This window comes from Marinomonas sp. G8-14, from assembly GCF_055808935.1.
Window position 1 is genome coordinate 1121345 of the sequence record NZ_CM147891.1, and the last position, 25002, is coordinate 1146346.

Genomic DNA, 25002 nt, shown 5'->3' on the forward strand with positions numbered 1-25002 from the left:
ACGCGGCCTGTGCCGCGTTTTTTTATTAAGAAGTTTGGATCTCATTTTGCACAAAGAGCTTTGCCTGAATAAATTCTGAATGAGGCATAAACAAGAGCCTCACTTATTCTCCTGATGCGGTGGTCTTCATGAGCATCAATATTGCCATCAGCCAATGCCACATACCACAACCCTCTCAGCAATGACATTTTTTGCTCTAGTGTTGCCGTTTCATTGATGACCTTAGTAAACTGATACAGATCATTCGCTTCCTCAACGCCCGCGCGGGCTTCTTCAAAAAGTATATCCACATCATCGCCCAGCTCACTGACATCGCGCAAAAGCCGTTTCACTTGACTCTCTTCTTTCTCACTAACATGATGATCCGCGAGCATGACTTCCATCAATAATGCAGCCACAGCCTTTTGATAGGATATTTGTTCTCCCTGTTCAACAGGAAGGCTAAAAAGATTTTTTAATACTTTAAACATTATCTCTCCAAAATATGCTCACGCAGAGCTTCGATTAGAACATTCGGAAACTGTCGATAATCTAGATAAGGACACCAAACATAGGGAAAATGCACATAAGCATGGTGTGAATAACCCATGGATTGGGCACGGTCGTCCACTGGCCATGCGCTTCGAAACGTATTCCCAACAATAAAAACAGTCCCCTTATAGTGATCAAGCTGATCACAAGAAAAAACCATTCCAACCTTGTCAAACAGCTGATCATCCCGAAACGTTTTCCATGAGTGGTAGTCAGGTGCTGTAAGCTTCGCCATGATGGTCAATATTTTACGCCAATGATTACCGTTTAGTTCAATTAAAATAGCTGCGTTCGGTCGCTCTAAAAAAGAAGGATCCAATGGCGCACTAGGCAAAATCGGAACGTTGGGCAGGAGGAAGACGTAATCCGCTTTCTCTAAACAAGCCCCTAACCATAAACGATTCATGACAAACTCCAAATTTTATTAAGAATACAATGCACACTGGCGAATATCCGCTAAGCAATGGGTAAAGACAGTGCAATTTAAAGCACCACATAGAGCAATGCTGGGGTAGCATGCACTTTTAACGCAATAAACATTTAACAATATGCTACACAATACATTAGACATTGCTCATAAATATAAATTAGAATAGTCTAATATTAATTTGAGGATTTAACGATGGACATGATTTTTAACCCATTAGTGGGCGGCTTATTGATAGGCATCACAACAGTCATTTACCTCCTAAGCCTTGGTAAAGTCATTGGCATTAGCGGGATATTATCTCAATTACTTTTTAGTAAGGAGCGATTTTTACCGTTTCTATTTATTGTAGGGCTTATCATAGGCGGCAGTGCATATGGTGTATTCACTGAGCAAACCGTGGCGTTTCCCGAAACGAGAAGCCCACTTATTTTAATCATTTCTGGACTCTTGGTCGGCTATGGAACACGACTAGGAAGTGGATGCACGAGTGGACATGGCGTGTGTGGCATCTCCAGACTTTCGCCTCGTTCTGTCGTTGCCACCTTAGTTTTTATGACTACTGCCATCATTACCGTCAGCATTCTTAATTAGGAGAATAATCATGTACGCCATTATCACCTTTATCTGCGGTTTATTGTTTGGCCTCGGGTTAGCGTTTTCTGAGATGACAAACCCTGCTGTTGTTTTGGGTTTCTTAGATGTCTTTGGAAATTGGAATCCTTCTCTAATTATTGTCATGGCAAGCGCTATTGCAGTCGGCATGATTGGTTACCTTCTCAAAGGTAAACGCTTAGTGCCCTTTATTGCCAGTAAATGGCAAGTACCGACTTTAAGACAGATTGATTCAAAATTAATCATTGGCTCGGCGCTCTTTGGAATTGGCTGGGGCATTAGTGGCTATTGTCCAGGGCCAGGATTAACCGCCTTAGTCAACAACCCAAGCGAAGGCATTTATTTTGTTATTGCATTAATCGTTGGCAGTGCTGTGCATCACATCCAACCCCGTGCAGTGAAAATGTAAAGAAAACATTGCTGAAATAAAAAGGAGACGCCCTAGGTCGCTTTTTTTGCCCTAAAATATGAAAAAATACTTGACCAAAGGCGCCTTGCGTCTTAAATTTCGCCCGCGTCATTGCTGAACATAATCCGCACCGCTTCAACTGCTGCGCTAGTCGCTTAAGGCCATAGAGCCGGATAAGTAACAGCCATAAGTAGGACGTGATAGAGTAAAGACGTTTACTTTTTTTAATCGGTTTATGTTTTGCATAATTAAGGAGCTTCCAGCCCATGACTATTGATGTCAACTCATTTTACACTCCAGAGCGTTTTGCCCGTTTTAAAGCGTTTGCAGAAACTAAAGACACCCCTTTCGTTGTTATCGATACAGAAATTATCGACGAAGCCTACACGGAATTAACAACAGGTTTCCCAGTTGCGGATATTTTTTACGCTATTAAAGCCAACCCAGCACCAGAAATTCTAACGTTGCTTCGCGACCGCGGCTCCAATTTTGATGTGGCATCACGCTATGAGCTTGACAAACTAATGGCCATTGGCGGCGTTTCCCCTGATAGAGTGAGCTATGGCAACACCATTAAAAAGGCGAAAGACGTTCGCTATTTTTATGAAAAAGGTGTGCGCATGTTTGCCACTGATTCAGAAGCAGATTTGCGCAATATAGCAAAGGCTGCTCCAGGATCTCGTGTATATGTTCGTATTTTAACAGAAGGCACAGTGACAGCTGACTGGCCGCTTTCTCGTAAATTTGGCTGCCGTCCAGACATGGCAATGGACCTTCTTGTTCTTGCAAAAGAGCTAGGATTGATTCCATACGGTATTTCTTTCCATGTTGGTTCTCAGCAACGTGATATCGGCGCATGGGATGCAGCGATTGCCAGCGTCAAAGTGATATTTGAGCGTCTTAAAGAAGAAGACGGCATAGTGCTTGAGATGATCAATATGGGGGGCGGTTTCCCAGCAAATTACATTGCTCGCACCAATGATCTCGCCACTTATGCAGAGGAAATCACACGCTTCTTAGAAGAAGATTTTGGTACAGATCTACCTCGCATTATTTTAGAGCCTGGTCGCTCTTTAATATCAAATGCGGGCATTTTAGTGAGTGAAGTTGTATTGATTTCTCGTAAATCCCACACGGCACTAAACCGTTGGGTCTTCACGGATGTGGGTAAATTCTCAGGCCTAATAGAGACACTTGATGAGTCTATTAAGTACCCAATTCATGTTGAAAAAGGTGGTGAGCTAGAGGAAGTTATTATTGCTGGCCCAACGTGTGATAGTGCTGACATTATGTATGAAAACTACAAATATGGCCTACCACTTAATTTGGCTATCGGTGATCGTATGTATTGGCTTTCTACGGGTGCCTACACCACTACTTACAGTGCTGTAGAATTTAATGGCTTCCCGCCATTGGCTTCTTACTACTTGTAAGAACGTCGACTAAAATTAAGTTCATAGAGCCTCAGAGTGAAAACATCTGGGGCTTTTTTATTGGCATGTTCGTCGTCTTAAGCAATAATCTAGGCAATACTAACCTCATACTCTAAAAGGAATGTTTCCTTGTATTCACTAAGCGAACTCGCCATTTATCCAGTAAAATCTATTCAAGGTATTGCTTTGCAGTCTAGCCAGGTAGATGATGCCGGTCTTTGTGGAGATCGGCGCTATACTTTAGTGACACCAAATGGTGAACTTATTACAGGCCGAACACACCCACAATTAACACTAATTACAGCGAAAGCATTAGCAGATCATTCTTGGCAGCTCTCACACCCCAGCACACAAACGCCTCTTATCTTGGATTTAACCAAATACACTCAAGAGTATAGCGAGATAGTTGTTTGGGAAGACACCGTAAACGCGCAACGCACCTCAGACGAAGCGGACACTTGGTTTAGTAAAATAGCAGGCGAATCCGTTCACCTAATGCATTTTGGCGAACATTCGCAACGCTTTACCAAACGCAGACCTGACGTACCAATGGGTTTTGCTGATGGGTATCCATTTCTATTAACGACAGAGGCCTCGCTGTCGGAATTAAATCGAACCTGCACACAGCAAATTCAGATGGCTCAATTTCGCCCTAATATTGTTATTCATGGTAACTCAGCATTTGAAGAAGACAGCTGGAAGCGCATTCGCATTGGCGATGTTGAATTTGAAAACATCAAACCCTGCGTACGCTGTATTTTTACCACATTGAATCCTCAAACGGCAGAGAGAATTCCGAAAGGTGAACCATTAAAAACGCTGGGCAAATTTCGCCTTCTTGACGGAAAAGGCATTACATTCGGCACGAATCTAATCGCACTTAATACAGGCATCATCCATATTGGTGATGAGGTTGAGATACTAGAGTATCAAGAAGCGGAAAAATACCAAGACAGACGCAAGTAAATCGCATATCACTTGGCATCACCCACTTGGCTAAAAAAAGGAAGGCAAAAGAGCCTTCCTTTTTTCTATCTAAATGATCGAAACGCTTTACTTCACGCTTCCTGTTTTTCCAAGTACTCATCGTACGTGCCATGGAAATCGACAATACCCGCACTGGTTACTTCCACAATCCGCGTTGCCAATGTCGAAACAAACTCACGGTCGTGACTGACGAAAATCAAAGTACCTGGGTAGTTTTCAAGGGCTAAGTTTAAAGACTCAATAGATTCCATGTCCATATGATTGGTTGGCTCATCCATCACTAAAACGTTCGGTTTTTGCAGCATCAGTTTACCGAACAACATACGACCTTGTTCACCACCAGACAGGACCTTTACAGACTTTTTAATATCGTTTTGTGAGAACAAAAGACGCCCTAAGGTACCGCGAATAACCTGTTCATCGTCGCCTTCTTGAGCTCCACTGCGACATCCATTCGATCAAATCCACATCTTTCTCGAATTCGTGATGATGATCTTGGGCGTAATAACCAATATTGGCATTTTCAGACCACTTTATGTGACCTTTCGTTAGCTCAGTATCGCCCACCAAGCATTTTAGTAAAGTGGTTTTACCGATACCATTTGGTCCGATAACCGCTATACGCTCACCCACCTCAACCATCATGTTTAAACCACTAAACAATTCTTCATCATATGATTTGGCAACATTTTCGATTTGTACCGCCATACGATGTAATTTTTTCTCTTGCTCGAAGCGAATAAATGGGCTTTGGCGACTAGAAGGCTTCACCTCTTCCAACTGAATTTTGTCAATTTGCTTCGCACGAGACGTGGCTTGCTTTGACTTTGATGCGTTAGCAGAGAATCGACTTACGAAAGATTTTAACTCACTAATTTGAGCTTTTTTCTTCGCATTATCAGACAACAAACGCTCACGAGCCTGAGTTGCCGCTGTCATGTACTCATCATAGTTACCAGAAAATAGGCGCAACTCGCCGTAATCTAAATCCGCCATATTCGTACAGACAGAATTTAAAAAGTGACGATCGTGGGAAATAATAATCATGGTGCAATTACGCTCAACCAAAACCCCTTCCAACCAGCGTATGGTATTGATATCTAGGTTGTTGGTTGGCTCGTCCAACAACAAAATATCTGGATCAGAAAACAAAGCCTGAGCAAGCAAAACGCGTAACTTTAAACCTGGGGCGACTTCACTCATCAAACCATAATGCTGCTCAGTTGGAATACCGACACCTAAAAGCAACTCTCCAGCACGAGCATCGGCAGTGTAACCATCCATCTCAGCGAATTCCGCTTCCAAATCACCGGCACGAAGTCCATCTGCTTCGGTCATTTCTGGATTGGCGTAAATAGCGTCTTTTTCAGACTTAATCGCCCAAAGTTCAGTGTGCCCCATGATGACGGTGTCAATAACCGAATATTCTTCGTAAGCAAATTGATCTTGCTTCAACTTACCAAGGCGTTCATTAGGATCTTTAGAAACGTTTCCAGAGCTTGGCTCCAAGTCGCCGCCAAGGATTTTCATGAAGGTGGATTTACCACACCCATTCGCACCGATAAGGCCGTAGCGCTTGCCTTCTCCAAATTTCACAGAGACATTTTCAAAAAGAGGTTTTGCACCAAATTGCATGGTGATGTTGGCCGTCGTTAACAAAGTATTCTTCCGTTTATCATGAGGTAAATTAGAGCACTCCAGTCTTAAGTCAATAAAACGGCTAGAGTGAAAATGACATAAGGCATTATCGCACAGTTTGACAACAGTCTTTAAGAGAGAAAACACATATTCCACAAAAAAGCTGGAACTTACTGTTACATTGAGCCTCATAAGAGTTACTAGAGAATACAAAATACTCCTATCGTTATTGGCTGAATAAGCCTAAAACTATAATTATTGCTTAGGCTCTTTAGAAAAGTATTTTGTAGCCGATGACATAAAAAGACCCAATAGTGGCGGAGGAAACAGTGAAAACCGTCTTAAAAAAACAAGTAAGGTATGACATATCACCTAAACATCTGAAAGAGGGATCAATTTTTGGAGCACTATCTGATAATGCCATTCAATTCTTATTAGAAAATGGTGTGTTGCATAACGTTAGTGAGGGCGATGAAATTTTTGCCTATGGCAGTAAAGGCAATAGCTTCCACGCAGTGCTGCATGGAAAGCTGGATTTTTACAAACAGCATGGTGAAAAGAAAACACGTACGCGAACCATTAGTTTTGGTGAAGCGATTGGCTTTGTTTCCATGATTGCATTGCATGAACGTGTTGGCAGCCTTTACGCTTTAGAAGACTGCTTGCTTTTGGAAATTTCCAGTCAGCTATTTAGTGATTTGCACGATCAATATCCATTCGATTTTGGTATCTTGCTGATGAATCTCTCTAGGGATATGGCAAGAACCATTCGTGTTTTGAGTAATGCCTTAGTAGAGAATGATGTCGTCGTTAAAAGAAATTAAAACAAACTAACGATAGCACAAAGACATCAATCGTTAGTTTGCTCTGAAGGATTATTGCAACGCAGCAACAACGGATATTTCGACCAACAACTCAGGTCGTGCTAGTCTGGCTTCAACACACGCTCTGGCAGGAGCATGCCCCTCGGGAATCCACGAATCCCAAACTGCGTTCATAGCCGTAAAATCTTTCATATCTCGAAGATAAATAGTTGCAGACAATATGTAAGATTTATCCGTACCAGCTTGCTCAAGCAAAACATCTACCTTATTCAGCATTGTTCGTGTTTGCTCGGTAATGTCCGTATTCGCATCCGCACCAACTTGGCCACATAAATACACCGTCTCATTATGCTTAACGATACGACTCATACGTTGACCAACTTCCATGCGCTCAATGGTTGCCATAAAAACCTCTATTTGATTGAGAATTAAAGATTATAATCTTGTTGTTATTAGAATATTTTACAAATCATTAGCAGACTAATATAAAACGACAAGGCATTAAAACTCCAGCCCTTTTTGCGCTTTTATTCCTCTTTTGAAGGCATGTTTTACCTCTTTGATCTCACTAACCGTATCAGCAAGCTCAATTAAAGCATCCGAAGCTCCACGCCCAGTAACAACTAAATGTTGTGCTTCGGGACGGTCCATCAGGGCTTTTAATACCCTATCCTCAAGTAAATACTCGTAATGCAATAAATAGGTTAACTCATCAAGAACCACCAAATCGATGCTAGGGTCTGCTAGCATGGCGGCCGCTTTTTCCCATGCTTGCTCTGACGAAGCAATATCAGATTCACGATTTTGAGTCTCCCAAGTAAATCCCGCAGGCATGATCTCCCATTGCACATTTTTTTGCTTTTTAAAGAAATCAATCTCGCCTGTGTTCCATTCCCCTTTGAGGAATTGCACCACCCCGACCTTCATACCATGACCTAAAGCACGGGCGACCATTCCCAATGCGGAACTGGATTTGCCTTTGCCATTTCCAGTTAATAACACAAATGTGCCTTTGTCTTCTTGTGCTTTCGCAATGCGTTTATCCACATGAGACTTAATGGCTTGCATACGTTTTTTGTGTAATTCGGGATCTTTGACTGTTTTTGACATGTAAACACCCTTTAAAGTAGAAAAACCTAATTTGCGCTTATGGATGACACAAATTAGGTTTTCAAAAATGGACTAAAAACGTTTAAATACGATCGTCTTCAGGGTCGTAACCAAGATTGGGAGCTAACCATCGTTCAGCGTCATCTTTACTCATTCCTTTTCGCTCAGCGTAATCATCCACCTGATCTGGACCAATCTTGCCAACACCAAAGTAAGTTGCATCTGGATGAGCAAAATACCAGCCACTTACCGCCGCTGTTGGCAGCATAGCAAAGCTTTCTGTGATCTCCATATCAATCTTCTCCTTCACCCCCAACAAAGTCCAAAGTTTGGCTTTTTCAGTATGGTCAGGACAGGCTGGATAGCCAGGCGCTGGACGAATACCTTGGTATTTTTCTTTGATCAATTGTTCATTGGTGAGCCTCTTCCGCTTCGGCATACCCCCAAAACTCTTTACGCACTTTTTCGTGTAAATATTCTGCCGTTGCTTCCGCCAATCGGTCAGCAACGGCTTTTATCATAATAGAGTTATAATCATCATGATCCGCTTCATATTTTGCCACCAAAGGATCAATACCAAAGCCTGCTGCACAAGCAAACGCGCCAATATAGTCCGCGACACCACTGTCCTTTGGTGCAACGAAGTCCGCTAAACTGTGATTATATTTACCCGGTGCGGTGAGTTCGTTCTGAATACGAAGGAAAGACAAGCGCTCAATCACGTCGCCACGAGATTCATCCGCATAAATTTCGATGTCATCATGATTCACTTGGTTGGCAGGGAACAACCCCACCACGGCACGTGCTTGCAAGCACTGTGTTGCGATCACTTCATCGAGCATGTTTAGCGCGTCTTGGTAGACTCGCGTTGCCTCAACACCCACCACATCATCGGTTAAAATACGCGGGTAAGCGCCTGCCAATTCCCATGTTTGGAAAAATGGCGTCCAATCAATGTAATCTTTAACCACATTAAGATCGATGTCCTTTTCGGTCAGTACAGTTACACCCAATTTCTTAGGTTGAACAACATGACCATCGAATTGAATAGGTGGTTTGTTCTGACGCGCTTTATCCAAGGAAACTCGTCGACCAGCTTTGGCTCGATCCTTATAACGAATACGCGTTTTCTCGTAATCCGCTTTGATCTCATCCACAAATTTTTGACGGCGCTCTGTATCTTTGCTTAATAAGGCGCTAGCAACCCCCACACTTCGAGAAGCGTTAGTGACATGAACCACTTGATTACGCTTGTAATTTTGTTCGATTTTTACCGCGGTATGCGCTTTTGATGTGGTCGCACCGCCAATCATCACCGGTAAGTTAAACCCTTGGCGCTCCATTTCTTTCGCTACGTGCACCATTTCATCGAGTGACGGCGTGATCAAGCCTGACAAGCCAATCATGTCTGCGCCCTCTTCTTTCGCCGTACGCAAGATTTTTTCGGCAGGCACCATGACGCCAAGATCAATGACTTCAAAGTTATTACACTGCAGCACAACACCGACGATATTTTTACCGATATCATGTACATCGCCTTTCACTGTTGCCATGACAATTTTGCCATTACTAGACGATGCAGTGTCCATGTTTAGGCGTTTTTCTTCCTCGATAAAGGGCATCAAGTAGGCAACGGCCTTCTTCATAACACGAGCCGATTTTACCACTTGTGGTAAAAACATTTTCCCAGAACCAAACAAATCACCAACGATGCTCATGCCATCCATTAATGGCCCTTCAATGACTTCTAATGGACGAGCAAAAGCCTGGCGCGCCTCTTCAGTGTCTTCATCAATAAATTCCGTAATACCTTTGACCAGTGCATGACTAAGACGATCTGACACTGATAACCCTCGCCACTCTTGGGTTTCTTTTTCAGCCACTTCGCCATTGCCGGCAAATTCACCCGCCATCGCAAGTAGATTGTCCGTTGCATCGGGAGTGCGGTTCAGTACTGCGTCCTCTACCGCATTACGCAGCTTAGGTGGAATATCTTCATACAGCGCAAGCTGCCCCGCATTAACAATCCCCATTGTCATGCCCTGTTTGATGGCATGATACAAGAACACAGCGTGAATCGCTTCGCGAACAGGGTTATTGCCACGGAACGAGAAGGAAACGTTCGACACACCACCCGATACCTTGGCATAAGGCAATTCACGAGTAATGTCGCCTGTTGCCTCAATGAAGTCTAAAGCGTAACGGTTATGCTCTTCTATCCCAGTGGCAATCGCAAAAATATTTGGATCAAAAATAATGTCTTCTGGCGGAAAGCCGACTTCATCAACCAAAATATGATACGAACGGCGACAAATCTCGATCTTGCGAGCACGGGTATCCGCTTGCCCTACTTCGTCAAACGCCATGACAATAACGGCTGCACCGTATTTCATGAGTTTACGAGCTTGCTCACGGAACTTATCTTCGCCCTCTTTCATACTGATAGAGTTAACGACGCCTTTACCTTGAATCCATTTCAGTCCAGCTTCTAAAATCTCCCATTTCGAAGAATCAAGCATGATAGGTACGCGAGAAATATCTGGTTCTGATGCGATAAGCTTAAGAAAACGCTCCATGGCAGCCTGCGAATCCAACATGCCTTCGTCCATGTTGATGTCGATGATTTGGGCACCGTTTTCCACTTGTTGACGTGCCACATCCAGCGCGGTATCAAAATCCCCTTCTTTAATAAGACGTTTAAACATCGCCGGTTCTCGTCACGTTGGTACGCTCACCGACGTTCACAAACAAACTATTACCGTCAATATTAAACGGCTCTAAACCGGACAACCGACACGCTTTTTCAATAACAGGAATAACACGAGGCGTCGCATCAGCAAAAGCTTTGGCGAAGGTAGCAATGTGTTCTGGTGACGTACCGCAACAACCACCAATGATGTTCAAAAAGCCTGAGTCCACCCAGCCCTGAATTTCTTCCAACATTTCCTCTGGTGACTCATCGTATTCACCAAATGCATTTGGTAAGCCTGCGTTAGGGTGAGCAGAGACATGCGTATCCGCAATACGTGAAAGTTCTTCAACATATTGACGCAGCTCTTTTGGCCCCAAAGCACAGTTCAAACCTACAGAAATCGGCTTAGCATGAGAGATAGAATTCCAAAAAGCTTCAGTGGTTTGGCCAGATAAAGTACGACCTGAGGCATCCGTAATAGTGCCTGAAATCATGATCGGGTAACGAACGCCAGTTTTTTCGAAATAATCTAATACCGCGTAAATAGCGGCTTTGGCATTCAATGTATCGAAAATTGTCTCGATAAGAATAATATCAACGCCACCCTTGATTAAACCATCAACCGCTGTGGTATAGGCCGCAACAAGCTCATCAAAATGCACATTACGAAACCCTGGATCGTTTACATCCGGCGAAATAGTACAAGTACGGCTAGTCGGACCAACTGCACCGGCAACAAAACGTGGCTTGTCTGGATTTTGTTGAGTAAATTCATCTGCGGCTTCACGCGCTAAACGAGCAGATTCAAAATTAAGCTCGTAGCTAAGATCTTCCATGTGATAGTCAAGCATGGAAATATAATTGGCGTTAAAGGTGTTGGTTTCAATGATATCGGCGCCAGCGGCAAGGTAGCTGGTATAAATGTCTTTAATGATCTTTGGCTGAGTCAGAGAAAGTAGGTCATTGTTGCCTTTTAAGTCACTGTTCCAATCAGCAAAACGTTCACCGCGATAATCTTGTTCTTCTAATTTATACGATTGAATCATGGTGCCCATAGCGCCATCTAAGATCAATACGTTTTCAGCTAATCGTTTCTCAATAATAGAATACGAATCGGACTTTACCACGCTCACCACCTCAAAAAAGAATATGCGAGGATACTATACCGAAAAGTCATGCTTTTGGCGTTGAAAAAAAGTAATGCGGAGTTGAATGATACGAGAGGGAAAGAGTTGCAAAGTCGACATATTGTATCGACTTTGCAATTTTACTATAGCAGAAAATTTAAGAATTCAATTCTTGATTGTTTTTGCTTTTATTCAGGCGACCAATGAAAAACCCACCTAGTAAAGCAAGTAAAATTGCCCCTGCCCAATAGCCATATTTTTCAAACCAATTAGTGTTAATCAAAGACAAAGTTTCATTACCACGATAGACCTGCTTCTGAATCGTTTGATCTTGGAAGCTGATTTGCTGACTGACAAACAAATTCAGTTGTGCATCCGGTTTTTCGTTTAACCCCGCCACGCGCCAACGCCACTGCAAACGACCATTTTGAACGACAGCCGTCGCAATGCTATCACTTACCATCTGAATATCACTGTCTGTTACTAATTCTGCCTGATAACTCTGTCCAGAAAGCGAAGGCTGAACCTCAGCCGACACTAAAATTTCAAAGTTATTATGCAAAGAGACTTCGCTTGGCAGCTGCCATTGAACATTCTGCAATGTTGAGCTAAGTTGCAATTGCAGAGCATCTATTGCCGCAGCAATCGAAATACCACTGTTTTCTTTGGACTCTAATGCCTGTTGTGTGCTGGCTAGGCGAGCAGACAAAGCTGCAAGCTCCGCTTGACTAGCAGCTAATGCAGCACTCGCTGTATTTAATTGATCAGTGAGTAAGGCATTATTTTGTAGGGCTTGTGCCAATTTATTATCAAGATCCTTCCAACGCGCAGCGTAATCAGCCCCTTCATCAAGCGCCGCCTCTAATTTCAATACGTCACGTTTGTATTCATCAATCAGGGATTTTTGTGCCGCCATTTGATTTCTTAAATCGGCAAGCTCTACACGCAACTGAGCATTTTCACGCTCATAATCAACAGTACCATTCGACATTAATGTTGCGTCTGCGCCTTCAGAAGGCAAAGGTTCAGCCGCCCCATCACCACTTAACGCACGAATTTTATCCCATAAAACTTGGTGCTGAGCACGGGCATCAGATAGGCCCCTCCCAACATGAGATTTTCTTTTTTTAACGCACTGAGTCTTTGCTGATTAATCTGATTATCCGCTTCTAAATTAGCGTATTTTTTTTGTAACTCAGTATTATCGCTCAACAATGCAAGGTAACTTTGCTTAAAGTCATCTTGAGACGTTGGCATGTTTTCTAGGCTTGATACTTGGCTCTTTAAAGATGTATTTTCATTTTCCAATTGGCTAATACGACGCACGAGTAAATCATTATCAAGCTTCAACGCAGCGTAGCGGGACTCTAGAGCCTGACGTAACTTTTTCTGTTCTTCTAATGCCATCAAATTTTCGGCATTATTAGCGGATTTTTGCAAAGCCGCTATCTTTGCGTCTTTTTCATCAAGAGATTGATTAAGCGCAAACAATTGCTTTTTATTGGCTGCTAATTGCTGCTGTAACGTATCGATAAGAGAAACTTTGGACTCTAATGCTTTTTCTAATTCGCTTTCCTTAGGACTGACTTCCGAACTCTGTAAAGGTGATTCTATCTGATTATTAACAGGTTCAGTTATTCCATCAGTTTGTTGACGTGATGTCGTACTACAAGCAGACATCATCAGCCCCAACGTGATCGGAATTAAAATCGTCGTACGTGCTTTCATTTTTCGCTCCTTAAATAAAATCAAGGTCGACAATAGGTTAACACTCTTATGCCAGATTTGCGTACAGAATGCAAAGAACAGGTAAAGAACTTTGAATTATGGCCTAAAAAAACCTCCATGGGGAAAGCCATGAAGGTTTTGAGTGTTTTTTTACACACACTTAAAAGCACGCAACCAGTAGCAACAGATATTGAAGCTATTATGTTGAACCTGTTATGCCAAACTTTTAGAGACAACCTCAAAAACGTCTTTTGATAAATCTTCGGCCAAAATACGCTCAAGTTCTGCTTTCATTTTTACACTTAACTCTGGTTGCAGTTTTTTCCATCGAGTCAACGGTGTACAAAGTCTAGAAGCAATCTGTGGATTACGCTTATTTAATACAATAATTTGATCTGCAAGGAACTGATAGCCACTGCCATCCGCCTTATGAAAACCTGAAACGCTTTGACCAAAACCACCAAGAACAGAGCGAACTTTGTTCGGATTTTTCAAGTCAAAAGCAGGATGCTCCAACAAGCCTTTGACTGTCGATAAAGCATTCTCTTGCTCTTGGCTCGCGCTGAGCATTAACCACTTATTGACAACCAATGGTTCAGACTGCCATTGCTCATAAAAATCAGCCAGTAGCTCAGCCGCCTTAGGATGTTGAGAATGAACGGCAATAGACAAAGCTGAAAATTGATCTGTCATGTTGTTTGCTGTCTGAAATTGTGTCACCAGCTCTTGCTGAGCAAGCTCACTTCCAGTTTCTACCCAATACGATAACGCTATATTTTTTAGAGAACGATGAGCAATGTCTTCTGCGGTTGCTTGATATTCACCATGAATTTTATGTTCGCGATACGCTCGCTCAAAGTCCGCTGACAATGCATTGGCCAGTTGCGCCTTTAAGTGTTGTCGTGCCTGCTTAATGGCGGCTGGGTAAATGGGATCAGCCAGTTCAGACAAATAGGCTTGGCTTGGTAACGCAAGAATCAAAGCCACCATAGCGGGATCAAGTGCAGCATCACTCAACAAGGCTTTAAATCCTTGGATTAGCTGAGATTCAATACTCAGTTCATCTCCCTTAATCGCCTGATTAATCAACAATGTTAACTCATTCACGGCCAATTGTTGCGACGCACTCCAACGATTAAAACCATCAGAATCCGCTGACAATAGTAGCAGCAAATCTTTTGCGGAATACTCATAACGTAATTTTACTGGTGCAGAGAAACTGCGCAGCAAAGACGGCACTGGGCGAGACGTCAACCCCGTAAACACAAACTCTTGCTCATTCGCTTTCAAATGCAGCACATGATCTTCTGCTGCGACACCATTGACTTGCGCAGACAAAACATCACCCTGCTGACTCAATAAACCAACACGAACAGGAATATGCAATGGCAATTTCGTTGGTTGCCCAGGCGTTGCTGGCGTGTGCTGCGTCATGACCAAGCGATACGTACCCGTTGACTCTTCATAGCTATCGGTCACGGTAACCACAGGTGTTCCAGCTTGCGAATACCAACGCTTGAACTGAGATAAATCGACTCCCGAAGCGTCTTGCATAGCGGCAACAAAGTCATCGCACGTCACCGCTTGGCCATCATGACGATCAAAATACAAATCCGAACCAGCACGAAACTTCTCCGCACCTAACAGCGTATGAATCATTCGTACAATTTCAGCTCCTTTTTCATAAACCGTTAGCGTATAAAAATTGGAGATTTCAATAAAAGACGCAGGACGAACAGGATGCGCCATCGGACCCGCATCTTCAGCAAACTGCGCTGTTTTCAGAAAAGACACGTCTTCTACACGTTTTACGGTTTCAGAATGCATATCAGCAGAGAAGGTTTGATCGCGGAATACAGTAAAACCTTCCTTTAAACTTAATTGGAACCAATCACGGCAGGTCACACGGTTGCCAGACCAATTATGGAAATATTCATGAGCAACAATGGCTTCAACCCGCAGATAAGTGTCGTCCGTTGTGGTTTCTGGGACCGCCAACAAACAAGAGGAATTGAAAATATTCAATCCTTTGTTTTCCATGGCGCCCATATTGAAGTCATCGACAGCAACGATCATAAAAATGTCTAAATCGTATTCACGTCCGTAGGTTTCTTCATCCCAACGCATAGAACGCTTTAGAGCTTCCATCGCGTAATCGACCTTGTCGATGTTGTGAGACTCTGTGAATATTTGCAATTTAATTTCACGCTGACTTTGCGTTATAAAGACATCATTTTTTACCGCTAAATTCCCTGCCACCAAGGCAAAAAGGTAAGCCGGCTTAGGAAATGGATCGTGCCATACCACAACCGTTTTACCTTCATCAGTTTTGCCACGCTCCACTTCATTTCCGTTGGACAACATCACTGGATAACGGGCTTCATCAGCAATGATCGTTGTTGTAAAAACAGACATTACATCTGGACGATCTAGATAATACGTAATGTGACGGAAACCTTCCGCTTCACATTGAGTGCAGAACATGGAAGACGAACGGTATAAACCTTCAAGACGCGTGTTATTTTGCGGTTCAATCAAGGTTTCGCAGGTCAACACAAACTCATCCGCAGTTGCCGTAATGATCAGCTTATCTTCGCTGATGCGGTATTCTTCCGGAGGCAATTCGTAATCGTCCATCGCGACACCAATCAACTTGACCTCTTCTCCACCGTCTAAAATTAAAGGCGCAGTGGATTTGCCAAACGCTGGATTACGACGCATATGCAGACGAGACGTCACAATCGTAGTCGTCTCATCCAAATCAAACGTTAATTCTGTTTTATCAATGAGAAAAGGAGGAACTTTATAGTCTTTTAAATAAATCGCAGATGGCTGACTCTCTTTCATGTGCTCTCTCCTAAAAATTCAATGTCGCTTGATAACCAGTATATTTACGAATATTGATCACACCGGTATCAAGCATCCAATATTGGCCTTTAATGCCCATCAAGGTGCCTTCAATGATAGGTTTTTTTTCTGCATTAAGGCTGGTGATTTTGGTGGGATATTCTAAAACGGGGTAAGCAAATTCATGGGTTTCGTTTTCGTCTGACAAATCGGTGATAGACTGCAATCCGAATTCATGTTGCAAAGAGTCTAAGCCTTCATACACTCGATCAATAAGGCGTTCTTGCTCTTGCTCAAGATCCATCTCGACCGATGATCCTTTGAGCATATTTCGCCAATTAGTTTTATCCGCTACTTGGGTTTTAAATAAGGTTTCAACCAAACCTGACATTCTGCGATTTTGAACTCGAAACAAAGCCCTCGCTTGCGTTGCTCCTTGATCGATCCAACGCGTTGGCAATTGATCGCCACGGGTAATCCCCACTTTCAACGCGGACGAGTTAGCCAGATAAACATAATGACTCTGCATGCAATATTGCTCTGCCCATTCCGGTTCACGGCAAGTACCTAAATGAAAATGGCATTTTTCTGGACTCATGATACAGGTATCACACGCAGCTAATTTGCGAAAACAATTAAAGCAAAAGCCTTGGCTAAAGGATTTTTTAGTGACTTTGCCACAATTAACACAATGAATGGTTCCATCAATGTGCAAGCTCACTTTTTTACCCAACAAATCATTGACGAATACGCGGTCATCACCCAAGTCTAAATGATAATAAACTTGACCATCACGAACCTCAGTTGACATCTTCTTAAGGTTACCCTGTAACATTAAGCTTGCCCCTCAGGGCCATCGCCAACCCATTTGATGGTATCTTGCTCTTTAGCAGGGGCTTTTTTGCCTATATTTTTATGACCTGTGGTATCAATGTAACCAACACGATCTTTTTCTTCTTTATTACTGTAGTCATAAGTAATAACAGCTTGCAAACATAACTCTGTTTGTTCTGGAGTCAGTCTCACACCATTTGGCCATTTTCCAAGCTCTACCGCTTGCTTTAATCTGACATAAACTTCAGGCGACATATTGTCGATCATTTCTTTAAAATTCATTTTCGGATCTCCCTGCGCCTAGGCAGGCTAATAGTAAATATAAAGTGAAATATACTAATCAATTACGGCGGTATTTGGTCGCTAACCAATAGATTACACTAAGACCCAATCCTGATAGTAAGCCTATAGTATGTGCCGTATTCGCAATACTACCGAGACCTATCATCTCTGGAAAAGGGGTATAGCCTATCGCTAGCCAAACGGTAAAAAAAATCATGAGTTGTTTACTAATAATCGTAGGCCACCTCTTACTAAGCAGTGGTAGTAGCCAAGCAAAGCCGATGAGACCATAAACGACACCAGATAAACCGCCAAATAAGGGGTATTTGCTGATTTGATATTGCACAAGATTGCTCAGCACCGCGATAACAATAACACCCAAACTCCACACTACCGGTCCTAGTAGACGCTCAAGTTTTCTGCCGATGTCCCATACCCATAGCGTATTGAATACAATATGAAGCACACTAAAATGCAGTAATGCCGGTGTAAAAAATCGCCAATACTCACCTCTAGCAAAAACCTCAGCCGAGGTATAAAAATAAATATGCCCATTTTTTATATCAAATGGGCTAATGGACAAGTAAGAAACTGTTTTAAGGTCTCCACCAAGTTGAGTAGCAACCGCCACCAACAAGGTCAATAATAATAGCAAGCTGGTGATCGGGGCCATTTTAAGCTGAGAAAAGAATCCACTCTTAGACAATTCTCTAGCAATGACAGCGGGTTTTGCCTGCTGTAACAAGGAAGGGTCGTCTTTCCAAATGTTTATCAATTGCTCAACCGTTGGCAATTGACTTTGATCCAATATCCACAACTCATCATGCTGTTGTGTAGAAACAATTTGATGCGCTACTTTGTGTTGCCACAACGCTTTGGTTAAGCCTGAAGGGTCTTCTGTTTCTTCGAACTGATAAACAAAATACATGGGAACTCCTAAAAATGATTCTCTTTGTAAAATAATAAGATACAACACTATAACCAAATGTACTTTACGGTCGATAGCTGGATTGCCAACCCAACTTATCACGGCATACGTTATAAAAATCGTGGTTTTTAGGGTGTATTAAACGTATACCCCCTGTTTTTTTAGTGATATGGATTTCATCGCCTGGTGCCGCTGTAATATTTAGCTGGCCATCACAACTCACACTTGGATACGTTAAGTTGGATTCACATACAACAATGCGGATTCGCGCATTAGCATCAATCACGATAGGACGATTACTCAAGGTATGAGGATGCATTGGCACCAAGACTAAGGCATCCAACTTTGGCAGCATAATAGGACCACCAGCCGATAAAGCATAAGCGGTTGACCCTGTCGGAGTTGCTACAATTAAACCATCGGACTTTTGGTTCATCACAAATTGATCATCAATAAAAAGATCAAAGCGAATCATTCGAGCGGATTTACCTGGATGAAGAACCAAATCGTTCAAGGCAATGCCTTCACCGCTAGGACGATTCTGGCGCTTAATCTTGGCTTCGATCATAAAGCGTTTTTCTTCATGGTATTCACCGCGAAAAATAGGATCCAATTCTTCTTGTAAGTTGTGAGGTGAGATGTCCGTTAAAAAACCCAACGTCCCTCGGTTGATCCCTAATACTGGAATATCATAATTACAAATGGCTCGAGCAGCGCCAAGAAAACTGCCGTCACCGCCAACCACCATAACCATGTCACAGTGATCGCCTAATTCTTTTAGAGCCGAGGATGCGACTTTCACGCCAGGCATCATGGTCGCCAATTGATCCTCAAGCACTGGCGCAATGTTTTTTTCTTGAAGGTACTCCATCAGCTTCTTGACCGTATCAAGAATCTGAGGTTTGTCTAACCGAGCAATAATACCAACACGTCTAAAAAGACTCATGTGTCATTCTCTTCCCGTCTGTCGATGTAAGCAAAGCAACCCATTGGTATTGTGTAACGCTATTTTATTTATCTGGGTTTTACATAAGTAGCATAACTTTAACATGAAGCAGCCTATTCTCGCCATCTCGTTAAGAAACCACAAAAGGATTACTGTCTGATGAAAAGCCTCGCCATCCCTGCAAACCTCCCGTATGAATAAATAATGTACGACGATATGGCCAAGTCCCAGCTTTCATGGCGCTTATTACTGCAAACATGCTTTTACAGGTATAAACGGGGTCTAAGAAGCAACTTGGATTGTCCTTTGCAAACTCATGCATGAAACGCACCAATGTCTGGCTATGTTTGGCATAACCACCTTCATGGCAGTTTGCGTGAAAAAACAGCTTTTTTGCAAGATACTTTTGCGACACACGTTTATTTGCAAGCAAATGAGCTTGCTCAATAATGTGCTGCCTTTGCGCTTGAGCACCTTTTAGAGCGCTAAATACATGCAAATCAGGTGTTTTATCATGAGATAAGAAACCTGCAGCAGTTGTCCCCGTCCCTGCTGACACGACCCACGCATCATAATCACCAGCCAAGCGACGAATTTTTTCGGCCCAATCGAGACACCCTCGTGCCCCAAGAATTCCGCCACCGCCCTCAGGTATCCAATAAACATTTCTATAATACAGGTTGATTGCGTCCGCCACACCGGAAGACGTTCCTAATCGATAGTCTGAACGAGAAGAGGGCCACAAATTCACCCCATCGTCGACCATATCTTGTAAAGTGGGTGTTAATTGCGGGTGTAACTCTCCTCTCACGACAGCAACAGCCTCAAACGGCCGATTCTTCAGTGTTTTCGCAAACGCATGCAAGTGATTTGAAAAAGGGCCACCAAACGTGGCGATAGCATCTGCGTTTTGTTGAGCTGCAGCACTCAAATGGTGTTGAAGTTTATGCCATTTATTACCCGGTGCCTGAGCATGCTCAAGATCGCCACGATAAACATCAAACCTGTAATCACCATCTGCAAGATGCGACCCCAACAAAGACAAATCAATTGGGCAAAGATACGACATAACTGAATCCATCGAAAAAAAACAGCACACAATAACATATCCATAAACGCCCCAGTGAGCCTATCGGCTCTATATGTTCATACTACCAAGTCGATTTCCCCCTCAAACGACTGTTCTGATATAATTTTCCGACAAAATATTACGCCGTTTATTTGTATGAGTAATCATTAATGTCCAAGAGAACGATCTCACCCTACTCAATGCTATGGATTAGCCTCATTTTGCTAACATTGAGCGGTTGCGAATCCCTCGCCTCGTTTGACTCTGTCACTTCAGTTAAAAAACTGTCTGAACAAATAAAAAACGCAGAGGACATCGACGACATCAAAGCGATTGCTCAGCAAGCTAAAACAAGTCGGGACTTGATTAGAGCGGACATAAAAGCAATTCAAGCCTTATATAAAGAACTGGATGAACAGGTAAATAAGCGATGGGGCAAAGGAAACAGCGAACTGCCTGATAAGAAAAAATACGTTAAATATACTAACGATTATCAAGCAAGAACCATCGTCGATTTTGAAAAAGGTCTTGTCCGTGTCGAGACGTTAGCCACTAGCGCCCCCCTTGACGCATTAACAAACGCGATTACTACCACGTTACTGACAACCTCCGATCCGAGCAAAACCGACATTTTCTCCAGCTCAGCACCGAATGTTGATGGCGTCCCTTTTTTATACCCACAAGTCATGGACCATGATGGGGAATTAGTAAGATACCCTTGGCGTGCACAACGCTATTCAACTTATTTGGTTACTAATCAATTACAAAAAACACAAGCCAATGGCAAAACAGTTTATGCCGTAGAATTTAAACTGGTTCAACAACATCAACATCTTCGTCAGGAAAAGTACAGTCAATATGTGATCGCTGCAGCCAATCGCTATCACTTATCTCCCGCTCTTATCTATGGCATTATTGAAACAGAAAGCTCTTTCAATCCCTACGCGGTTAGTCCAGCTAATGCATATGGGTTAATGCAAGTGGTCCCTTCCACGGCAGGAAAAGATGTATACAGCCTAGTCAAAAAAAGAGCAGGACAGCCAACAAAAGCCGTCTTGTTCTCGCCCGAAAATAACATAGACATTGGCAGTGCTTATCTGTATCTGCTACAAACGCGCTATTTGGCTAACGTAACGAATAAAACAAGCCAAGAATACTCCATTATTTCAGCCTATAACGGAGGAACCGGCAATGTTTTGAAAACCTTTGATGTAGATAGAAACAGAGCTGTGCAGAAAATAAATCAGACCTCGACCAAAGAAGTGTATAGAAAGCTTAGGTACAACCACCCCAGAACAGAATCGCAAAAATACCTTGAAAAGGTCACTAAAGCCAAAGCGACCTACGAATAACACAAACTCGATTTATCTGGTGGAAATCGCTGTTTTTCATCAGATAAATATCACTACCTCTTCTATTTCTTTGTTAAAATCGGCGCACTCATCATTTGTGGAGATGAAACATGATTCCAAAGCTTTCTGACGTGTCGCCCGTTCAAACTAAGTACCTTTCTTTTATCGAACGCCTGAACGCTTCAGGATTCTCAGGAGATACTCAGCCTGATTACGCCAACCGAGTGGTCCTTTCTACCGATAACTCTATTTATCAAATACTGCCTCAAGGGGTTATTTACCCCCAAAATATTCTAGACATTCAGTTGCTTGTCAAACTATCTAACCAAGAAGAATTTAACGACATTGTACTCAGTCCAAGAGGCGGCGGTACGGGCACCAACGGCCAGTCTCTAACCGATGGTTTGATCGTAGACTTATCCAAGCACATGAATCGAATTTTGGAAATTAATGCCGAAGAAGGTTGAGGCTCGTGTGGAAGCGGGTGTGGTAAAAGATCAGCTGAACAAAGCGATTCAACCCCATGGTTTATTCTTCGCTCCGGAGCTATCTACCAGCAATCGTGCCACCATTGGCGGCATGATCAACACCGACGCCAGCGGTCAAGGTTCGGTAATGTATGGCAAAACGCGTGATCATGTTCTTTCCCTTAAAACGGTGTTACTAGATGGTCATCTATTAGAATCCGCGCCTATTGATGACGAAACACTGGCTGAAATCCAAAGCGGCAGTGACTATTCCGCCCATGCCCACCGTATTGTCGATAGTATTCAGAAAAGCAAAGCGCAACAGATCAAAGATACTTTCCCAGCACTAAACCGGTGTTTGACAGGCTATGACTTAGCTCACATTCGCACCGAAGACGGTCGATTCAATATGAACTCAGTACTCTGTGGATCAGAAGGTACATTAGGTTTTATTGTTGAAGCCAAAGTAAACCTCCTACCTATTCCGACCTATGCGGCGTTAGTCAATATTCGCTACGATAGTTTCGAAGGTTCGCTGCGCCATGCGCGTGAGTTACTCGCCACCAAGCCTACTTCAATCGAAACCGTCGACTCAAAAGTACTCGGTCTTGCCAAAGGCGATATTATCTGGAATTCAGTGTCTGAGTTTTTCCCGGAAAACCCAGGAGAGAACATTCAAGGCATTAATCTCGTTGAGTACACAGGTAACGATGAAAAAGAGGTTGCCGATAAAATTAAAATCCTCACCGATAAGCTGGATAATTTAGCCAAGCAGGGAGACAGCAGCACCTTAGGCTATACCATTGCCATGGGGCACGACTGCGTTAACAAACTTTGGGCAATGCGAAAAAAATCGGTGGGGTTATTAGGTAACGCCAAGGGAGAAAAACGACCGATTCCATTTGTTGAGGATACCGCCGTTCCGCCAGAAAATTTGGCTGACTTTATTATGGAATTCCGCGAAGTATTAGACAGCTACAAAGTACAATATGGCATGTTTGGTCACGTCGATGCGGGCGTACTGCACGTTCGTCCAGCGCTTGATCTGAAAGAAAAGTCCCAAGAAAAAAAGATCCGTGCCATCACCGACAAAGTGGTTGCTCTTACGCAAAAGTATAATGGTCTACTGTGGGGGGAACATGGCAAAGGGGTTCGCTCTGAATATGCCCCAGCTTTTTTTGGGGAGCTTTATCCAAGCATTCAACAAGTTAAAGGCGCTTTCGACCCAAGAAACCAATTAAACCCGGGCAAGATAGCCACCCCCTTTGAACTGGGTGCTGACTTATTAAAAATCGATGCTGTCCCACTACGAGGTCAATTTGATCGCCAAATCCCCCTTAAAAACCGCGATCAATTTCAAGAAGGCATGTATTGCAACGGTAACGGAGCTTGCTACAACTTCGACCCAAATGATGCCATGTGTCCTTCTTGGAAAGGTACGCGAGATCGTCGCCACTCGCCCAAAGGTCGCGCCTCTTTAATGCGCGAATGGCTGCGAGGCATGAGTCAGCAAGGCGTTGATACTGTCCAAGCCAGCAAAGACGCGAAAGACCGCCGTTTTTTACTTAGCTTCTTACCCAGATTGAAAAACACGCTAGCAAAGCGTCGTGGTGATTATGACTTTTCCAACGAGGTTCATGAATCAATGATGGGCTGCACTGGCGTGTAAGTCTTGTGTTGGTCAATGTCCAATTAAAGTCGATGTCCCAGAGTTCAGAGCAAAGTTCTTAGAACTCTACTATAGCCGCTACCTTCGCCCTACCAAAGATTATCTGATTGGCTCATTAGAGTTTGTGATACCAATGATGGCGATCTTTCCGCAACCTTATAACTGGTTAGTTAGCCGCAGCTGGGTGAATCATTTCAGCAGCAAGTACATTGGTTTGTCAGACAACCCTAAACTGAGCAAGCTCAATCTAAAAAAAGAAATGTCACGCCGTGGCATTCGCCTGGCCACACCACTCTCTATTGAAGCCTTAAGTCCGAGAGACCGTTCTCGCGCTGTCATTGTCGTACAAGATGCGTTTACCAGTTATTTTGAAACCGAGCTGGTATTAGACACTATGGAAACACTGAGTCGTCTAGGCTTTCAGGCTTATCTGGCGCCTTACATGCCTAATGGTAAACCCTTGCATGTGCATGGCTTTATGAAAGCCTTTCAGCGCACAGCACGTAAAAATTTAGACATGCTGCAAAGTTTGGCCTTCTATGGTTTACCCTTTATTGGCATTGACCCTTCTATGACGCTGACCTACCGAGCGGAATACACAAAAGCCTTTGGAGACAGTCGGCAGATTCCAAATATCCAGTTGATGCAGGAATGGTTGATGAAAAAAAGCGACCATCTGATTAAACAACCTTTGGTGTGCGATAATGCAACTTACCACCTAATGACCCACTGCACCGAAAAAACCAACGCAGCAGCGTCAATCCAAGATTGGCAAAAAATCTATCGTATTTTAGGGCTTGAACTAAAAGTCGAAAATGTCGGTTGTTGCGGCATGGCAGGAACTTATGGTCATGAAACCGCCAATAAAGAGACGTCTAAAACCATTTATGACTTGTCATGGAAGGATAAAGTCACCGACCAAGGGCTGCTCGGAAGGCTCGTAGCAACAGGCTATTCTTGCAGAAGCCAAGCAAAACGCTTTGACGATGTTGAAATACCGCATCCTGTGCAGGCACTTTTGAAACACCTAAGAGACGCAACGGTGAGCAAATAGTCAGTATTAATGATCTTCTAAGGCTCAGCACCC

The 25002-nt window shown here is 43.2% G+C and carries 18 protein-coding genes and 3 pseudogenes; 7 read left to right on the plus strand and 14 right to left on the minus strand.

What is annotated here, in order from left to right; genetic code table 11:
• Positions 1-41: 41 nt before the first annotated feature.
• Together AC0L6V_RS05685 and AC0L6V_RS05690 are read right to left on the minus strand one after the other, a co-directional pair.
• The gene (locus AC0L6V_RS05685; RefSeq protein ID WP_418138832.1) at positions 42-470 is read right to left on the minus strand and encodes a tellurite resistance TerB family protein; all 429 of its coding nucleotides are present in this window, start codon (positions 468-470) and stop codon (positions 42-44) included.
• Positions 470-937, minus strand: a complete 468-nt coding sequence (locus AC0L6V_RS05690; RefSeq protein ID WP_111607749.1) for a DUF6942 family protein — start codon at positions 935-937, stop codon at positions 470-472. Before AC0L6V_RS05690 ends, AC0L6V_RS05685 begins: the two co-directional genes overlap by 1 nt.
• 216 nt (positions 938-1153) lie before the next feature.
• Between AC0L6V_RS05690 and AC0L6V_RS05695 the strand changes: the two genes are divergently transcribed.
• From AC0L6V_RS05695 to AC0L6V_RS05710, 4 genes are all read left to right on the plus strand, one after another.
• A complete protein-coding gene (locus tag AC0L6V_RS05695; protein WP_265221094.1) occupies positions 1154-1552 on the plus strand; it encodes a YeeE/YedE family protein in 399 nt (132 codons plus the stop codon).
• A 10-nt stretch (positions 1553-1562) separates the two neighbouring features.
• The gene (locus AC0L6V_RS05700) at positions 1563-1982 is read left to right on the plus strand and encodes a DUF6691 family protein (protein WP_265221093.1); all 420 of its coding nucleotides are present in this window, start codon (positions 1563-1565) and stop codon (positions 1980-1982) included.
• Between the two features lie 266 nt (positions 1983-2248).
• The gene (locus tag AC0L6V_RS05705) at positions 2249-3415 is read left to right on the plus strand and encodes a type III PLP-dependent enzyme (RefSeq protein ID WP_265221092.1); all 1167 of its coding nucleotides are present in this window, start codon (positions 2249-2251) and stop codon (positions 3413-3415) included.
• A 129-nt stretch (positions 3416-3544) separates the two neighbouring features.
• The gene (locus AC0L6V_RS05710) at positions 3545-4381 is read left to right on the plus strand and encodes an MOSC domain-containing protein (RefSeq protein ID WP_265221091.1); all 837 of its coding nucleotides are present in this window, start codon (positions 3545-3547) and stop codon (positions 4379-4381) included.
• Positions 4382-4473: 92 nt separating this feature from the next.
• Here AC0L6V_RS05710 and AC0L6V_RS05715 read toward each other — a convergent pair.
• Positions 4474-6061: pseudogene (locus tag AC0L6V_RS05715) on the minus strand (ABC-F family ATPase).
• A 308-nt stretch (positions 6062-6369) separates the two neighbouring features.
• Here AC0L6V_RS05715 and AC0L6V_RS05720 point away from each other — a divergent pair.
• Positions 6370-6864 (plus strand): cyclic nucleotide-binding domain-containing protein, encoded by a 495-nt coding sequence (locus tag AC0L6V_RS05720; protein WP_111607755.1) that lies wholly within the window; start codon positions 6370-6372, stop codon positions 6862-6864.
• 51 nt (positions 6865-6915) lie between these two features.
• Here the strand turns inward: AC0L6V_RS05720 and AC0L6V_RS05725 are convergent, their stop codons facing one another.
• The 11 genes and pseudogenes from AC0L6V_RS05725 to AC0L6V_RS05775 all read right to left on the minus strand — a co-directional run bounded on the left by AC0L6V_RS05725 (position 6916) and on the right by AC0L6V_RS05775 (position 20427).
• Complete coding sequence (locus AC0L6V_RS05725; RefSeq protein WP_265221090.1) at positions 6916-7269, minus strand: RidA family protein; 354 nt, start codon at positions 7267-7269, stop codon at positions 6916-6918.
• Between the two features lie 96 nt (positions 7270-7365).
• Positions 7366-7974, minus strand: coding sequence for a cob(I)yrinic acid a,c-diamide adenosyltransferase (cobO, locus tag AC0L6V_RS05730; RefSeq protein WP_409419509.1), 609 nt, complete (start codon positions 7972-7974; stop codon positions 7366-7368).
• 82 nt (positions 7975-8056) lie between these two features.
• Positions 8057-11793: pseudogene (metH, locus tag AC0L6V_RS05735) on the minus strand (methionine synthase).
• A gap of 157 nt (positions 11794-11950) precedes the next feature.
• Complete coding sequence (locus tag AC0L6V_RS05740) at positions 11951-12814, minus strand: hypothetical protein (protein WP_265221089.1); 864 nt, start codon at positions 12812-12814, stop codon at positions 11951-11953.
• Between the two features lie 23 nt (positions 12815-12837).
• Positions 12838-13521, minus strand: a complete 684-nt coding sequence (locus AC0L6V_RS05745) for a hypothetical protein (RefSeq protein WP_418138833.1) — start codon at positions 13519-13521, stop codon at positions 12838-12840.
• Positions 13522-13734: 213 nt separating this feature from the next.
• Positions 13735-16368, minus strand: a complete 2634-nt coding sequence (gene pepN, locus AC0L6V_RS05750; protein ID WP_418138834.1) for an aminopeptidase N — start codon at positions 16366-16368, stop codon at positions 13735-13737.
• 10 nt (positions 16369-16378) lie between these two features.
• Complete coding sequence (locus tag AC0L6V_RS05755; protein WP_265221086.1) at positions 16379-17203, minus strand: DUF2797 domain-containing protein; 825 nt, start codon at positions 17201-17203, stop codon at positions 16379-16381.
• Positions 17203-17484, minus strand: a complete 282-nt coding sequence (locus AC0L6V_RS05760) for a YeaC family protein (protein ID WP_265221085.1) — start codon at positions 17482-17484, stop codon at positions 17203-17205. The genes AC0L6V_RS05755 and AC0L6V_RS05760 overlap by 1 nt, the downstream gene beginning before the upstream one ends.
• 58 nt (positions 17485-17542) lie before the next feature.
• Positions 17543-18412 (minus strand): rhomboid family intramembrane serine protease, encoded by an 870-nt coding sequence (locus tag AC0L6V_RS05765; protein ID WP_265221083.1) that lies wholly within the window; start codon positions 18410-18412, stop codon positions 17543-17545.
• A 64-nt stretch (positions 18413-18476) separates the two neighbouring features.
• Positions 18477-19358 (minus strand): NAD(+) kinase, encoded by an 882-nt coding sequence (locus tag AC0L6V_RS05770; RefSeq protein ID WP_265221082.1) that lies wholly within the window; start codon positions 19356-19358, stop codon positions 18477-18479.
• A gap of 130 nt (positions 19359-19488) precedes the next feature.
• Complete coding sequence (locus tag AC0L6V_RS05775) at positions 19489-20427, minus strand: 1-aminocyclopropane-1-carboxylate deaminase/D-cysteine desulfhydrase (protein WP_265221081.1); 939 nt, start codon at positions 20425-20427, stop codon at positions 19489-19491.
• A 170-nt stretch (positions 20428-20597) separates the two neighbouring features.
• Here AC0L6V_RS05775 and AC0L6V_RS05780 point away from each other — a divergent pair, with 170 nt between their 5' ends.
• Together AC0L6V_RS05780 and ydiJ are read left to right on the plus strand one after the other, a co-directional pair.
• Positions 20598-21779, plus strand: coding sequence for a murein transglycosylase domain-containing protein (locus AC0L6V_RS05780; RefSeq protein WP_409419513.1), 1182 nt, complete (start codon positions 20598-20600; stop codon positions 21777-21779).
• A 110-nt stretch (positions 21780-21889) separates the two neighbouring features.
• Positions 21890-24969: pseudogene (gene ydiJ / locus AC0L6V_RS05785) on the plus strand (D-2-hydroxyglutarate dehydrogenase YdiJ).
• Positions 24970-25002 lie beyond the last annotated feature (33 nt).